At 36.2% G+C, this 14,209-nt stretch carries 14 protein-coding genes, 1 tRNA gene and 1 pseudogene; 9 read left to right on the forward strand and 7 right to left on the reverse strand.

All coding sequences use genetic code 11. The annotated features are described in order from the left end of the window. Positions 1–16 precede the first annotated feature (16 nt). A complete protein-coding gene (locus tag ACNF4Z_RS02385) occupies positions 17–1,471 on the forward strand; it encodes an MFS transporter (protein ID WP_458327640.1) in 1,455 nt (484 codons plus the stop codon). A gap of 15 nt (positions 1,472–1,486) precedes the next feature. On the opposite strand, the gene ACNF4Z_RS02390 is transcribed toward ACNF4Z_RS02385, so the two are convergent. Next, positions 1,487–2,260 carry an Lrp/AsnC family transcriptional regulator gene (locus ACNF4Z_RS02390; RefSeq protein ID WP_458327641.1) on the reverse strand — a complete coding sequence of 258 codons (774 nt, stop codon included), beginning with the start codon at positions 2,258–2,260 and terminating at the stop codon, positions 1,487–1,489. Positions 2,261–2,490: 230 nt separating this feature from the next. Between ACNF4Z_RS02390 and ACNF4Z_RS02395 the strand changes: the two genes are divergently transcribed. The 4 genes from ACNF4Z_RS02395 (at position 2,491) to ACNF4Z_RS02410 (ending at position 6,707) form a co-directional block, all read left to right on the forward strand. Beyond that, the gene (locus tag ACNF4Z_RS02395) at positions 2,491–4,110 is read left to right on the forward strand and encodes an acyl-CoA dehydrogenase family protein (protein WP_458327642.1); all 1,620 of its coding nucleotides are present in this window, start codon (positions 2,491–2,493) and stop codon (positions 4,108–4,110) included. Positions 4,111–4,218: 108 nt separating this feature from the next. Further along, complete coding sequence (locus ACNF4Z_RS02400; RefSeq protein ID WP_458327643.1) at positions 4,219–5,034, forward strand: PP2C family protein-serine/threonine phosphatase; 816 nt, start codon at positions 4,219–4,221, stop codon at positions 5,032–5,034. Between the two features lie 40 nt (positions 5,035–5,074). Next, positions 5,075–5,533, forward strand: coding sequence for a GAF domain-containing protein (locus ACNF4Z_RS02405; protein ID WP_458327644.1), 459 nt, complete (start codon positions 5,075–5,077; stop codon positions 5,531–5,533). Further along, on the forward strand, positions 5,514–6,707 hold the full coding sequence (locus ACNF4Z_RS02410; protein ID WP_458327645.1) for an MFS transporter: 1,194 nt from the start codon (positions 5,514–5,516) through the stop codon (positions 6,705–6,707). Before ACNF4Z_RS02405 ends, ACNF4Z_RS02410 begins: the two co-directional genes overlap by 20 nt. Here ACNF4Z_RS02410 and ACNF4Z_RS02415 read toward each other — a convergent pair. Then, on the reverse strand, positions 6,669–7,262 hold the full coding sequence (locus tag ACNF4Z_RS02415; RefSeq protein WP_458327646.1) for a histidine phosphatase family protein: 594 nt from the start codon (positions 7,260–7,262) through the stop codon (positions 6,669–6,671). The two genes, ACNF4Z_RS02410 and ACNF4Z_RS02415, sit on opposite strands and share 39 nt — an antisense overlap. Before the next feature lie 48 nt (positions 7,263–7,310). On the opposite strand from ACNF4Z_RS02415, the gene ACNF4Z_RS02420 reads away from it, so the two are divergent. Beyond that, positions 7,311–9,305 (forward strand): thioredoxin domain-containing protein, encoded by a 1,995-nt coding sequence (locus ACNF4Z_RS02420; RefSeq protein WP_458327647.1) that lies wholly within the window; start codon positions 7,311–7,313, stop codon positions 9,303–9,305. Here the strand turns inward: ACNF4Z_RS02420 and ACNF4Z_RS02425 are convergent. Continuing rightward, the gene (locus tag ACNF4Z_RS02425; protein WP_458327648.1) at positions 9,289–9,753 is read right to left on the reverse strand and encodes an archaellin/type IV pilin N-terminal domain-containing protein; all 465 of its coding nucleotides are present in this window, start codon (positions 9,751–9,753) and stop codon (positions 9,289–9,291) included. The two genes, ACNF4Z_RS02420 and ACNF4Z_RS02425, sit on opposite strands and share 17 nt — an antisense overlap. A 165-nt stretch (positions 9,754–9,918) precedes the next feature. Here ACNF4Z_RS02425 and ACNF4Z_RS02430 point away from each other — a divergent pair, with 165 nt between their 5' ends. Beyond that, on the forward strand, positions 9,919–10,098 hold the full coding sequence (locus tag ACNF4Z_RS02430) for a hypothetical protein (RefSeq protein ID WP_458327649.1): 180 nt from the start codon (positions 9,919–9,921) through the stop codon (positions 10,096–10,098). A 46-nt stretch (positions 10,099–10,144) separates the two neighbouring features. Then, a tRNA-Ala gene (locus tag ACNF4Z_RS02435) sits at positions 10,145–10,216 on the forward strand. An 18-nt stretch (positions 10,217–10,234) separates the two neighbouring features. Here ACNF4Z_RS02435 and ACNF4Z_RS02440 read toward each other — a convergent pair. Next, positions 10,235–10,375, reverse strand: a pseudogene (locus ACNF4Z_RS02440) (type II toxin-antitoxin system CcdA family antitoxin); the annotation flags it as partial. Positions 10,376–10,538: 163 nt separating this feature from the next. Next, on the reverse strand, positions 10,539–10,901 hold the full coding sequence (locus tag ACNF4Z_RS02445) for a hypothetical protein (RefSeq protein WP_458327650.1): 363 nt from the start codon (positions 10,899–10,901) through the stop codon (positions 10,539–10,541). A 210-nt stretch (positions 10,902–11,111) separates the two neighbouring features. On the opposite strand from ACNF4Z_RS02445, the gene ACNF4Z_RS02450 reads away from it, so the two are divergent. Further along, entirely contained in the window at positions 11,112–11,705 is a 594-nt protein-coding gene (locus ACNF4Z_RS02450; RefSeq protein ID WP_458327651.1) for a hypothetical protein, read from the forward strand. Here the strand turns inward: ACNF4Z_RS02450 and ACNF4Z_RS02455 are convergent. Continuing rightward, a complete protein-coding gene (locus ACNF4Z_RS02455) occupies positions 11,679–12,317 on the reverse strand; it encodes an integrase (RefSeq protein ID WP_458327652.1) in 639 nt (212 codons plus the stop codon). The genes ACNF4Z_RS02450 and ACNF4Z_RS02455 overlap by 27 nt on opposite strands. Before the next feature lie 451 nt (positions 12,318–12,768). Further along, positions 12,769–12,912, reverse strand: a complete 144-nt coding sequence (locus ACNF4Z_RS02460; RefSeq protein ID WP_458327653.1) for a hypothetical protein — start codon at positions 12,910–12,912, stop codon at positions 12,769–12,771. Between the last annotated feature and the right edge of the window lie 1,297 nt (positions 12,913–14,209).

Consider the following 14,209-nt stretch of genomic DNA (forward strand, 5'->3'; position numbering starts at 1 on the left):
CCTATGCTGATATATCATGGAAAAAAAGAGAGACAGTCTCATACTTCTTACTGTTATGATTGGAACAATGATGTCAGCCATTGATTCCACAATTGTGCTTCTGGCATTACCTGATCTTTCAATAAGTTTGAACGCTGGTTTATCAACATCCATATGGGTTATTTTAATATATCTTCTTGTCACCGCAGTTCTGACCACACAGATGGGTGCAATTGGTGACAATTTCGGAAGAAGTGCCATTTTCAAAATCGGTATAATAATCTTTTCTATTGCTTCAATAATTTGTGGACTTTCTTTTGCTGTTGGGCCTTTTTCCGCTATACAGGTGTTAATAATAATGAGGGGAGTTCAGGCAGTGGGAGCCGCAATGATGCAGGCAACTGTCTCAGCCATAATCGCAGATACATTCTCTCCTGAAAAAAGAGGCAAGGCCTTTGGTTACACAACACTTGGATGGAATATTGGAGGTACTCTTGGAATCGTTCTTGGAGGATTAATTACTACTCTGATAGGATGGAGATTCATTTTTCTGATAAATGGTCCAATAGGCCTTTTGGACGTTATACTTGCAGTGTTTTATGTTAATGATAAAGTGAAGCAAAGAAAAAGTGTTGATGTCCCTGGTGTAATTTCACTGGCAGCTTCACTAATTCTCATTTCCTATGGTGGTGTAAAAATAACAGACCTCGCCCCGGTGAATGTTGTGCTTGAGTATGTATTGTCTGGTTTTATCTTTCTTGCACTTTTTATCTTTATAGAAAGAAGGGCAAAGAACCCAGTAATAGATCTCAGAGCTTTCAGGACAAAAAAGATTTCCCTTTCATTAAGCGCAACATTTCTTCAGGCAGCGGGTTACCTCTCTGTTGTTTTTATTCTAATACTTTACCTGCAAGGCGTAAGAGGTTATGATCCTCTGATAGCCTCACTTTTCCTGGTTCCGGGTTATGTGATAGCAAGCCTTATTGCACCAAAAATGGGTGCCATAATAGACAGAAGAGGTTCGGAGAGCCTTGCAACCTTAGGTATTATTCTTATGATGGCAGGTACGGCATTTTACTACTTTCTGGGGAGAGCAGGAGACCTTTCTCTTGAAATACTAATAAGTGGTTCTCTGGTGGCCGGTGTAGGAGCAGCCATGTTTTGGCCTGCAAACAACAAGGCTGTGATGAATTCTGCATCAAGAGAGATTTATGGTTCAATATCCGGTCTTATGAGGACACTATCAAACATCGGCACCATAGTAAGTTTCATTCTTGCACTTTCAATATCAGCTATCTCGGTATCAAAAAATGTTGCATACGCAGTTTTTATCGGAAAGATAAATCTTTCAGGGCCACAGTCTGTAGATTTTCTAGGGGGTCTTAAGATAGCATTGATCACCTCAATATCAATTCTCATAGTTGCGGGCTTTTTCTCTTTCATAAGAAAGACAAGCAGACAGATCAGTATACAGAGAAATGTTGAAAAATGAAAATTAAAAAATTATTCAATTAAATTCATAATCATAAATAACCATGACATCACTGTCTTTTTCTCTCTCCCTGACAGTGTTGATCACAGCTCTGGCACCAACCATATTTTCCGCAAAACAGACAAAAACACCCGCATTTCCGTCTGTAATTGAAATTATCGTGTTTTCAGCCAGAATTGGTGCAACAATATCCTGCTTTTGGGAGAATATTGAATATAAAACTGCATCCGTTTTAGAAATGTCAACCTTTGCTATGACATTAATGTATTTCATTTTCTTCAAAAAATTGTATCTTCTCTTAACCCTTATTGATGGCAAATCTATGGCCTTTGCAATTTCTGATATCTTTGCCCTTGGCATCTTTTGAAGCTGTGAGATCAGGAGTTCATCAAGGTTTTTCTGAAATGTTGGTGCCTTGTTGATCTTTGGAGTGTATCTCATCACCGGTTCTCCAAGTTTCTTTGAAAATTCATCAATTTTTTTATCAACCTCTTCCTGATCCTTGCCCTCTACTCCATATAGTGTTATCTTCTCAAGGCATTTTATTTTGGATGAATAACCCTCCGCAAGTTCACTATCCGAAACAAAGGCTGCAAATCCCTCAATTTTTCCGTAAAGATAAGGAGTAACTCTTACAATAAAATCTTTTATAATACCTTCCTCAATCATTTTATTTATACGGTAATTCAATGTTTGCGCTGATATGCCGATATATTTAGCAATCTGCCTCTGAGGCATTCTACCATCCTTGAGTAAATAGAATAATATCTTTTTGTCAACTGTATCCATGTTATCAATCAATAAAACATACAGGTATTAAATCTTATTTCATTTTAGATTTCCTGAACAACTATTCTTATATTCAGATGTATTTATTTCTTTGATTTTGAGAAAAATTTTATATGATAAATCAAAATTATAATAATGAAGAATTTTCAAGGAATATCTTTTTTTCTCTTAATTATATATATTAAAAGGATACCATGTAAAATTTAAGTCCCATATTTTCCTTAAAGATTATGAAACTGGATTTTTCTAAAATTTTTCTCTCAAGGGGTAAAAACTATTATTCAGATGACCTTCCATTAATGAAATTAATAGAATTCCTTGGAATTAAAAAATCTGATAAACTTGAAAAAATAGGAAGATATGTGTCCGAAGAGGTCATAGAAGATTCCCTTTTCATAGATCATTATGGAAAACCAGTGCTTCAAACATGGTCGGTTACAGATGAAAGGATAGATGGTGTTTGGATATCAAGTTCTCACAGAAAGATGATAGAAAAATTACTGGACCTTGATGTTGTAAGGAGTGTTGGAGATACACATTTAATGGAACATTTCATATCAGGGTACCTTATCTCAGATTCCGGACTTTTCTGCACACTTACACTTACCGCTCAGACACTATATGCACTTAAGAAATATGGAAATGAGAGGACTGCCGTATATCTTCAAAAGTTCATGAATGAAAATTATCTGGGGGCAACCTATTACACCGAGATACAGGGAGGAAGTGATCTGGGTGCAAATAAAACCATTGCATATGAAAAAGATGGAAAATTTATTTTGAACGGTGAAAACAAATACTTTGCAAGTGATGCTGGCCTGGCAGATGGTGCCATTGTAACAGCCAAAATTAAGGGGGATGACCGAGGGGTAAAATCCATATGCACATTCTATGTACCTGCAATAAATGATGACGGAACTCCAAATTATGAAATAAGGAGGCTGAAAGATAAGCTTGGGACAATCCTTGTACCTACCGGGGAGGTTGTGCTTAAGGATTCTACAGGGTATTTGATTGGGGATGTTAAGAATGGACTGTACATAGCTTTGGAAATTCTGGAAATATCCAGAATAGATGATGCTTTTGCAGCAGCAGGAAATGCCAGAAAGGCATTATGGGAATCTGTTCTCTATGCATCTAAAAGAAAGTCCTTTGGAAAAAAATTGATGGAGCACCCTCTATTGATGAGAGACCTGATGGAGATGGAGGCTGAAACTGAAGCAGCAACATTAATTTCCATGCTTGCAGCAAAGGCATTTGCTCATTGCTATGATGAGAGACCACCATACAGTGACAATTACAATTATGCAAGGGTTCTCACACATATAGCGAAAAACATGGCTTCAATTTCTGCCGATAATGTAACAAGGTATGCAATGGAGATTTTTGGAGGCAAGGGTTTCCTGCATGAATTTCCTGTTGAAAAATTCCACAGAGATGCCATAGTGACTTCAATATGGGAAGGGACAAGCAACATTCAAGCTTTAGATATGATTGAAATTCTGATTAAAGGAAGCGTACACAAAAAAATATTTGAGGATCTGATTTACGTAACTGAAAATATTGAACTACCTTTTAGGAATGAACTCAAGGGGCTGATAGAAAAGGCCAAAAAAAGAATCGATTCATATCTGGCGTCTGAGAAAAGAGAGTTCTTTGCAAAAGATATTCTGACCCTTCTTGGTAGGCTTATCACTCTTATTTACATGTATGAGGCAGGAATAAGGACAGATTCAGATATATTAAAAAGATCTGCAGATATATATTATCATATGCATTTTACAGATGGATTTCCAGAAAATTTTGAATTCCTTGATAATTTTGAAATTATCTCTTGGATGTTAAAATAATTTTTTTTAGTAAATTCCTTTTATACTATTCAATTAGTTCAATATAATTTAAAAATAAATTGATATGATAATTTTACAAATAATTTTAAACCTTGTTAATATATATGTATGATCGAATTGGAAAACCCCTCGAGAGCTCGTTCTAATATACTTAACAGGATAATTAAGAAAAAGGAAAACACTCAGAAGGAAGAGGTAAAGTTAAGTGAAAATACAGAAATAAGATATGCCATAATTTCAGACACAGGAAAAGTGAGGGAAAAGAACGAGGACGCTGTGATCTCCAGAAAGATGGATGATCATTACCTTGGAAAAAGGAGAGAATTCTACGTATTCGCAATAGGTGATGGCGTAGGTGGTATGAAATCTGGTGAAAAAGCAAGCTACATGGCGATAAAGAATTTTATAGCGGCCATAGAACAAAACCTTGATGTTATAACCGAGGATGGCCAGATTATGGAACTAATTTCAATGGCGGTCAAAAAGTCCAACAGTGAAATATTAAATGTAAATGCGAAGAAGAGTGAGGATGAAAAAATTGGATCTACTTTTATCGGAACATTAATACTGGGAAATGCCGTATATTATATGAGCTCCGGAGATTCTCCACTTTACAAATATTCAAATGGAAAGTTGCAGAAGGTGACAAGAGATCACAGGGTAAAGGGATCCAACAGGATCTATTCCTGCCTTGGTATATCCGATGAATTTCAGACAGATTCCGGAATGTTCAGGCTGGCAAATGGTGACAGCATACTTATGTGTTCTGATGGACTCACAGATATGGTGGGGACAGGATTAATTAAGAAGGTTATTACCGAAAACAGAAATTATCCAGAAAACGTTTGCAAAAGCCTGCTGAAAGAAGCACTTGATGCTGGTGGAAAGGATAACATATCCATAGTTTTTGCCACATTAGCATGATATTTGAAAATTTTTTAATAACAATTTTTCATTACCAAAAATGGAAAGTTCAATTCAACTTCAAAAGGTTAATGATATTAAGAAAGAAGGAATAAGAAAGATTCTGTCCGATGTTTGTTCGTTTTTGAGCAAAGAAAATGAGAAATACAACTGGACTGGAGTGTATGTTGTTAGAAAGGACAGCCTTTATCTTGAGGCGTTCTACGGAGATGAGACAGAACACAAGGTGATAAAAATTGGTGAGGGGCTTTGCAGCCTGGCCATAACACTGAATAAGGTTGTTAATGAGGATGATGTGAAATCAAACAGCAAATATATTGCATGTTTTCCACAGACAAACTCTGAACTTGTTGTACCAATCAAATACAATGGAAAGAATATAGGGGAAATCGATATAGATTCTGATACAAAAAGAGCATTCAATAAGCAAGATGAGGAACTTGTTAAAAAGGTATGCGAGGAAATTTCCTTACTTGTTTATGAACTATATGAAGAGTGAAAATGGAAGAATTTTATTAAAACTCTTTACAGTTCAATTTTTCAGGATAACAGGCATTTTCATAATAATACCTGTTCTTGGTATCTATTCAGTAAAATTCACTGATGTACCATTTTTAATTGGATTGCCACTTGCAGCTTATGAAATTGCCACACTCATTATGCAGATACCGGCAGGATATGTTTCCAGGAGATTTTCCAAAAAAAAGTACATTGTTACTGCAATGTTGATTTTTACAGTGGGTTCAATTCTCAGTTATTTTTCAAACAATATTTTTGAACTTGTAACTGCCAGGATAATAACTGGAATTGGGGCAATAAGCACACCTGTTGGTGCTTATTCCCAGCAGATCTCAGAGAAAGGGAATGAGAGAAGAAACAGTGCTGTCATAGGCATAGCAACAGGACTGGGTGTGCTGATTGGTTTCGGCTTTTCACCCCTTCTTTCTGAAATACTTGGCATAAGAAATATGTTTATTGTGATTTCACTCATGGGACTGGCCGGATTAGTATCTGCAATTTCCCTTCCATCAAATGAGAAAAAATTTTTCAATGATTTGGAGAGTAAAGAAAGTTTCATCTACAATGGAAAAAATGTTGCGTTTGGTTACATTACTATTTTCACAGTATCATTCTCAGTATTTTCAATGATATTTATTCTACAATTTTTAAATTTGAAAATAATAGGAAGCTTCTCCTATGGCATACTATATTTTCTCATATTCCTCATAAGTGGAATAATCTCTGTGGCACTGAATGAGTATTCAAGATCAAATGAAAAAATTAAAAAATTTATGGATAATTTATCTATCCCCATTTTGCTTATAGGAATTTTGATCTTTAGTATAGTATACAATTACGGACTGAATTTTATAATTGGGGAATTTTCAGAATTCCTGATATTTCTTGGGTATTCCATGTTTGAAATAGCACTGCTTCCAAGGATCCTGAGTGCATACAGTAAAAATCAATATGAATTGGGTACCTCATTTCTTTATACAATGCAGTATGGAGGGAATACTGCAGGCATAATTATAAGCTCAATATTTATTTCAAATGTTAACACATTAAGATCATTTGAAATTCTACTTCTGATAACAATTTCGATTACAATTGCAGGTACAGTTTCATTTATTTTATGGAATATTGGAAATTCTCTCAAAAAAATGTTCTGAAAAATCAACAGCCCCTATTGACAGCACCTTCATTTCTGAAAGATCAATTGTGGATACGGAGCAGTTTTCTATCTTAATGCCATGGGCCTCTTCTTCCTCCAGATTAAGAATTTTGGAAACGAGTGCCTTTATTGGGAGCATGTGACTGAAATATATGTTTATGCCTTCCCTTGAACTTATTGAATTATACATCCTTTCTGCAACCCTGTGAAATGATTCTATGCCTCCACCCTCTTTGTGGTATTTTGGCAACCTATAGCTTGGACCATTGTTGAATGGCCCTAAATCATTTTCTTTCATATTTTCATCTACCATTATCTTTTTACTTACCCCCATGTTTTCCCTGACTATTTCTGCTGTTTCAATTGCTCTCAGGATTGGGCTCGAGATCATTTCTGAAACGTATTCTCTTAATGGATAGAGGTTCCTGCCAGTCCTCGCTGCCTGTTCCCTCCCCCTTTCTGTTAGAGGATATAGATTCTTTTCATGAGAAACTATGTTTTTTGCATTTGCCTCGCTCTCCCCATGCCTTATGAGAATGGCAATATTCTTCACGTGATTTTAATGGAAGAAATTATAATAAACTTATTGCATGAGGTAAAAATGAACCATCTGAAGAATTCTAAAAGTCCATACCTGATGCAGCATGCTGATAATCCGGTTGACTGGTATCCGTGGGGAGAGGAGGCATTTTTAAAGGCAAAGAAGGAAAATAAACTTCTGTTCATAAGCATAGGCTATTCCACCTGTCATTGGTGCCATGTTATGGAGAGGGAGAGTTTCAGCAGAAAAGATGTGGCAGAAGTCATGAATAATGTGTTCATTTGTATTAAAGTTGACAGGGAAGAACATCCAACCGTGGATGCCAGATACATGGAATTCGCAGTAAATGTCAATGGAAATGGAGGATGGCCACTTAATATAATTGCACTGCCTGATGGAAAACCAGTTTTTGCATTCACATATCTTCCAAGAGAGACAAGAAGAGGGGTAATTGGCATAAAGGACCTGGCAAAAAATGTGAATGAAATATGGAAAAATGAGGGATATAAGATAATTGAGAACGGAGAGACATATCACAAGGATCTCAGTGACAGGATAGTTGAGAAGAGGGAGATTGATTACGGGGAACTGGAAAAAAATGCTTATAATCAGCTGACAAAAAGCTTCGACAACGAATTTGGAGGTTTTGGAAATTCAACAAAATTCCCAACTCCACATATCCTATCATTTTTGTCCAACTACTATATGAAAACTGGGGAAAAAATTGCCCTAGATATGGCAATGAAAACAGTTGCCTCAATGAGGATGGGAGGAATATATGATCATGTGGAACATGGGATTCATAGATACTCAACAGATGCTGGATGGAAGGTGCCTCACTTTGAAAAGATGCTCTATGACCAGGCAGGTATAATATCTGCAGCCACAGATCTGTTTATTGCATCAGGAAAATCTCAATTCAAAAACATTGTGCTTGATACTTTTTATTTTCTAAACAAAGTAATGAGGAGTGAAAGTGGTGGTTTTGTCACAGCAATTGATGCTGACAGTGACGGTGAGGAGGGGCTCTATTATACGTGGACGTACGGTGAGCTCAAAAATATTCTTAGGGAAAATTTTGAAGAATTTGAAAAATTATTCAACATAAAAAAAGATGGAAATTTTTTTGATGAGGCAAGGGGAATATCCACAGGGAGAAACATTCTGTTTCTTGATAACAACAGAGAAAACGTAAATAGATACATTATGGAAGGGGAGTACTGGATTGACACCAATATGAATAAATCCCTTGATAAACTTAAAGAGGCAAGAAAATTAAAGAGAAAACCACTGATAGATACAAAGGTGTGCAGTGATTTGAACGGCTTCTTAGTATTCTCAATGTCGAAGGCAGCAAGAACCTTTTCTGATGAAGAAATGCTAAAACAATGTTCTGACATTTCTGATTTTATTATTGAAAATATGACTGAGGAATCTGGTAATGTTTTTCATGTTAAGTATGATGATTATAAAATAGATGGATATTTCCAGGATTACACCTTTGTTCTTCTTGGACTCATAGAGTTCTATTTTATAAATCCTGATGCAGAACTGAAGAATAAAATAGTGAAAATTGCAAATAACATGGACAGAAAAATTATGAAAGCCATTGATGAAATAAATGAGGGTGAGAAGAGTTATTTTCTGGGCAACCTTAATTCTCAGGAAGATACTTCCATCCCATCACCATTTTCAGTGTACGAAAGAGTAATAGAGAAACTAAAATTCATGGATGTATTTTTGGAGGAAAGGAATCTATCTTCCCAATTTTATCTTGAAACTATTCAGAAGTACCCAATGTCTTTCACTTTCAGGCTTGGAACTAACTTCGAAAAATTCTTCTACGTTTTGAGGGGAAAACTGGACAGTTCAAACATTTTTAAGTTGAAAGAAGATATTGGTTATCCTTTTCTGTATTTTGAAAGATCGGAAGATATGAAGGATGGAAAATACATGCTGTGTAATTCATCATCCTGTGTACTGAATGGAAAAACCTTAGCGGAGGTGAAAAAATACATAGATGAGAATGTGAAAATGTTCAGGTTGTGGGAGTAACCTCATTGAAGACCTCATCTGCATATATGAGGTAAACATTATCAATACGGTTCCCATTTTTACTCAAAATATTTATTACATCTCCTGCGGTGAAATATGACTGGCCTCCAGTGTTGATTGTCAGATTATTTGTGTTAACATTACCTAGTGATCCTTTGTACATGATTCCATTTGAATCAAATATTTCAACTGTAATTGAAACCATTGAAACCTTTGTACTTGTTGATGTTATATTTAAATAATAACAATTTTCTCCGGCTGCACCAGATACAGGAAATGGCCCCTGGAGAGAGACATCTGAATCAATGCTCCCCTGAGATGTGAAATTTGTTATGGATGACAGTATGGTGATGAGGGTTGTTGCAAGAACCACTGTAATTGCTATGAGCAAAATAGTTGCTATTATTGGTGTAACAGCTTTTTCTTTTTTTTCAAAGACGCTTTTCATTCTTAATATGTAATTGATATTGAATTTTAAATCTTTTCAATCACATATTATTGAGTTGATTTATCTATTTAAATGAGACAATACAAAATTGATCTTAAGGTTGGCAAGTTAATTTATTAATCAAAACAATGGAAACTTGTAAATTTGAAATCATCATATATAATCATGACAAAACACATGGTCTGTCCTTCTTGCGGTTCGGAGAAGATATTTGCTGACAGTGGCCTCATTACAGGTAAATACAGTTGTCCTGACTGCGGATATGTTGGATCAGTAATATTTGAATTTGATGATCAGGAATATGAAATATTTATGAGAAGGTTGAGAAAATCCGGAAACAGATGATACATATCAAAAAATAAAATACTTAAAAAAGAATCTGGTAGAATAAGGGCCGGTAGATCAGCGGTAGATCGCCTGCTTTGCAAGCAAGAGGCCTCGGGTTCAAATCCCGACCGGTCCATTGAGAATTTTCTTGGTTCTGCGAATGATTTTCAAAACCATGTTTAAGTGCATCATCAAGTGCGAACTCAAGGAACTTAGATGTATTGATGCCATATCTATGTGCTTTCTCCACGAGTTCTTCATTGACTTTTAGTGTCAGATTCTTCTGCATGTGCATGCATATATTTATTGCATAATTTAAATATTCTCATAGTCACCTCCTACACTTTCCATGATGCTAACCGTGTTCCATCATGTATTTTTTCATTGCCTTTATGGTTGTCATCTCCAGTATGCATCACAATTGGTTCTCCGCAAACGCTATAGTGACAGGTGGTTTCTTAACGTTTCTCAGCCTCTTCCCATCCTTCGTCGAAACCCTCTTCTTTTCCCTTCTCTCTGCCTACATTGTAGGCTGCTTTTTCCGGGTCCAAGAAAGATGTTCTACCAACTCTTTCGTAATCCTCTGGTTCAACCGTAACTTTACCCTTGAATTTTGTGAACCTTAGCTCCCCACATGAGAGCCCGTGACAAATATCGCATTTTCCATACTTACTCTTGAAGTGCTTGAAACTCTCTATGATGAACAGACTGGCCTTTTTATATTGATCAAACGCGTCACTCTTACTGGTATTAGAAGTTGTCAAATCCAAGCTGTTTAAAGCATCCATCCTTCTTGTTTGTGAATAAGTAGTAAAATTCACCAGCCCACCATGTGCCCCATAGTGTTCCACCGCCTAATGAATCTCCTTTCGTCCGTTTTGGGATCGTTTTCACTATAATCGCACACAAGATCGATTGACACCTAGCTCTTATCCAGCCTGTTAATTATTTCGGTCAATGAAGGGATTTCAAAATACTTCTAAAATGAGCTGGGTCAGGACCCTTTAAATAGATGTTTGTGTTATTTCAACATGGGATTTGCAAAGAACTGGCTGGAGGAGATAGTAGCTGAATGGTTATCCCTAGAGGGTTATTCTGTTGAAACCAACGTTCCTTTGAAATCCAAGTTGGGTGGTGGAAGAAACGAAGCAGATGTGCTTGGCTTTATGTTCAATGGCGAATATTTGCGGGTAGTTCACGCCGAGGCAACTGTTCAGTTAACACAAAGCCACGATCATAACGTAGAGAAAATCAAGAAAAAGTTTTCAGAAGAAAACGTTGAAGCGGTTCTTGAGATTGCAAAAACTAAATATGGAGAGAAAGAAATTAAATCAACAAAGCATATTTTCGTATGTGCACTTGCATCGTCTAAAAAAGAGGCACTGAACCTAAAAGAGACATTGATTTCAAGTGATATAGAATTCATAGATTTTCCCGAATTAGTACACCGCTGTTTGACAACAATATCCAAAGAAGGAGAAAAGAGAGTGGATAAAGGATTAAACAAAACCAGCGAATACAGCCAAGCCATATTTGCTGCGTTGCCAGATGGATTGTGGTTTATGAAGATGCTGGGTATGATGCAGAGGCATGGCCTGTTAAACCTTTCTGAATCTGTTGATTAATTGCCTTGCCATTTTACCACACCAGTAATCCGCCTGTTTCACTTTCGAAAGATAGTGCATGGAAGCAACCGATTCTGAAGATATGCCTTGGATGAAATCCGCAACTCCTTCTGGGACCCTTTGATAGATGAGGAAATTATACTGCCACCTCCTAAGGTATTTGGGTGCCAAGCCCAACTCACTGAAGTAGTGCGAGATGGTATCATCGTTTAGATCCGCCCGTTTGATGGATAGTGCTGTTTCTCTTGGAAGATTCACACAAAGAACATTCTTGTGACCCCTAAAATAGTTCATTGGAAATCTTGCAATATTCCCATCCACAGTAAGATTCTCCACTTCAAATTCGATCATCATCTTCACTACCTCCATTATCAGGATTCCTGACATGGCTAAGACCAAGAATGCAGTCTTCATTGTTGCATTATCAATCTTCAGATAAACCCTCCTGACCCTATCATCCGAAGGTACGAAACTGTCCAGAGGAATCTTGCGTGTAGGTATCACTTTTCTCAAATAATCAGCGTCATCACTTGACAACAATTCATTCTCTTCAAGGAAATTGAGATATACTCTAACCATTGTATAGACAAAATTTGACCTGCATTCAGCCATAACTGAGCGGAGTTTAGAATTCTCTGTAATGATTTTACCGTCGAGGCATTGCGACAGATATCTCTCTGCATCCTTGACATAAGCCTCACTCTATTTCTTTTCTCTCATCCATCTTTGCAATTTTTCTCTGAACTCGCTATAAACGTGTATTTTTCGTGCTTCGCAAGCAGGAGGCATCAGATTCAAATCCAGCCATATGCAATGATAATAAAAAATGATAAAATTAAAGAATATCAAATTTATACAATAGAAATCCAAAACCTATTTCATTCTACCGACGAATATTCTAGTGGTATATTTTAGGCTTATTTCACCATCCTGCTGATTTGCATTATACAGATTCTGAAGCCTGGAAATTGCCTGCCTGTAATCATGGTTATCCTCTTTAAGGCTGTATGTTACTGAGAGGTACCTTCCAATAAACCATCAAGATTTAGTTTCTGGAAATTATCTATCTGGTAATAGTCGTAGTTGAGAAATATATGTGTCTGTTCCTAGGAGATTGCCGTACACCCTGTTCCGTGGTATCCATTGCTGAACTCTTTGACAAACATTTCATACCGGTAAGTGAACGGGTTCCGCTTATTTCTATCATTCCATATCAGCACTACCAGATTTGGTTCTTTTAGTATTCTCCTGAATTCACACCTCGCCTTCTCCTGATTGGCAAATTATCAATAAACATCGGCACCCCAAATAAGAACCAATTTCTGGATGAAATGTCCTACCTGTCTGTCCTTTTACCCAGATATACCAGCTTAGTTTTCGAAGGCTTAGTCTGATCCGGTTCAGGAATATTGCATTTGCATCCCCACTTTCAATCCAAAGTAATTACATGTCCAGCGGGCCAGTGTTGGAAACCCAAGAGTTAACTTCTCGAGATGTGATGCAACCATTTAGAATTGAAATTAACCACCTAATTTCCACAATTCTTACAGACATTAAATTCCAAACGATTCATATTCAAAAACCATCTCCTGTTTCATTATTATGCGAGTTCATTTCTAATATATAATTTGTGGCTGTAACTATGTCTTTACTAAGTAGAACGTCATTTACAAGGATTTAAACTTCGTATAGTTTTTCTTATGATCAAAACTATACCAACTCCTCAATCAGATTCACTATTCCCTCCCATCATTTTTTTCACCTTTCATTACTTCTAGGCTCACATATTTATATCTTTGTTTTTGTGGATCCTTGCATTTTTACATTACATAATAATATGTACAATTATCGCCTAAAACTCAGTTTTCGCTTCATTACGTAGAATCTATACATTTGTTGATTGACTCTAGTATTCCCTTAAAACATTAATTGAATCCCGACAGGTCTATTACATTGTTCTTCGTATTTCAATTTCATGTGCTAATTCAAACCCTCAGTGTGTGTTAATATTCTCCTTAACAACAGAATAAAGAAAACGTTGGAAAACTCTTTTCTTTCATTATGAATGTGTGTAAAATAGAGTTTCCTTTACGATTTTCTCTTCTCAATATTACTTTTCTTTACACCTAATAAATGAGATCTTAAGGCTTTGGAGTTTTTAAATTTCAGGTTAGTTAAGGCTGTGATTGGATCATTTCTGATGAAAAATTCCACCGACATAATAAAGGATAACTTCTCCAAAAAGGATAGGGGGATTTGAAATTGAAATTAATTTATAAAGACAGATTATTCAATTCATCATGAAATATCTGAATAAATGAATTAATGTAAGATTCAATGAACACTTAATCTTTTAATATTTATGGATCTCTTCAACTCTTTGGGGGTAAGTTATAAACGCTCATTCATTTACATTTTGTGAAATCAGAGGAACTTTTCAGGAAGCTTCTAGGTTTAGAGGATCCATGGATCATTAAGGAAATAAAGTTCGACCACCAGGGAAA

The sequence above is a fragment of the Caldiplasma sukawensis genome, from assembly GCF_052315375.1.
Taxonomy (GTDB): Archaea; Thermoplasmatota; Thermoplasmata; order Thermoplasmatales; family Thermoplasmataceae; genus Cuniculiplasma.

Excerpts from the sequence above, each read along its gene's own strand:
- ACNF4Z_RS02385 (WP_458327640.1), top strand. The coding sequence starts at position 17 with ATGGAAAAAAAGAGAGACAGTCTCATACTTCTTACTGTTATGATTGGA.
- ACNF4Z_RS02390 (WP_458327641.1), bottom strand. The coding sequence starts at position 2,260 with ATGGATACAGTTGACAAAAAGATATTATTCTATTTACTCAAGGATGGT.
- ACNF4Z_RS02395 (WP_458327642.1), top strand. The coding sequence starts at position 2,491 with ATGAAACTGGATTTTTCTAAAATTTTTCTCTCAAGGGGTAAAAACTAT.
- ACNF4Z_RS02400 (WP_458327643.1), top strand. The coding sequence starts at position 4,219 with ATGATCGAATTGGAAAACCCCTCGAGAGCTCGTTCTAATATACTTAAC.
- ACNF4Z_RS02405 (WP_458327644.1), top strand. The coding sequence starts at position 5,075 with ATGGAAAGTTCAATTCAACTTCAAAAGGTTAATGATATTAAGAAAGAA.
- ACNF4Z_RS02410 (WP_458327645.1), top strand. The coding sequence starts at position 5,514 with ATGAACTATATGAAGAGTGAAAATGGAAGAATTTTATTAAAACTCTTT.
- ACNF4Z_RS02420 (WP_458327647.1), top strand. The coding sequence starts at position 7,311 with ATGAACCATCTGAAGAATTCTAAAAGTCCATACCTGATGCAGCATGCT.
- ACNF4Z_RS02425 (WP_458327648.1), bottom strand. The coding sequence starts at position 9,753 with ATGAAAAGCGTCTTTGAAAAAAAAGAAAAAGCTGTTACACCAATAATA.
- ACNF4Z_RS02430 (WP_458327649.1), top strand. The coding sequence starts at position 9,919 with ATGACAAAACACATGGTCTGTCCTTCTTGCGGTTCGGAGAAGATATTT.
- ACNF4Z_RS02450 (WP_458327651.1), top strand. The coding sequence starts at position 11,112 with ATGGGATTTGCAAAGAACTGGCTGGAGGAGATAGTAGCTGAATGGTTA.
- ACNF4Z_RS02455 (WP_458327652.1), bottom strand. The coding sequence starts at position 12,317 with ATGGCTGAATGCAGGTCAAATTTTGTCTATACAATGGTTAGAGTATAT.
- ACNF4Z_RS02460 (WP_458327653.1), bottom strand. The coding sequence starts at position 12,912 with ATGATAGAAATAAGCGGAACCCGTTCACTTACCGGTATGAAATGTTTG.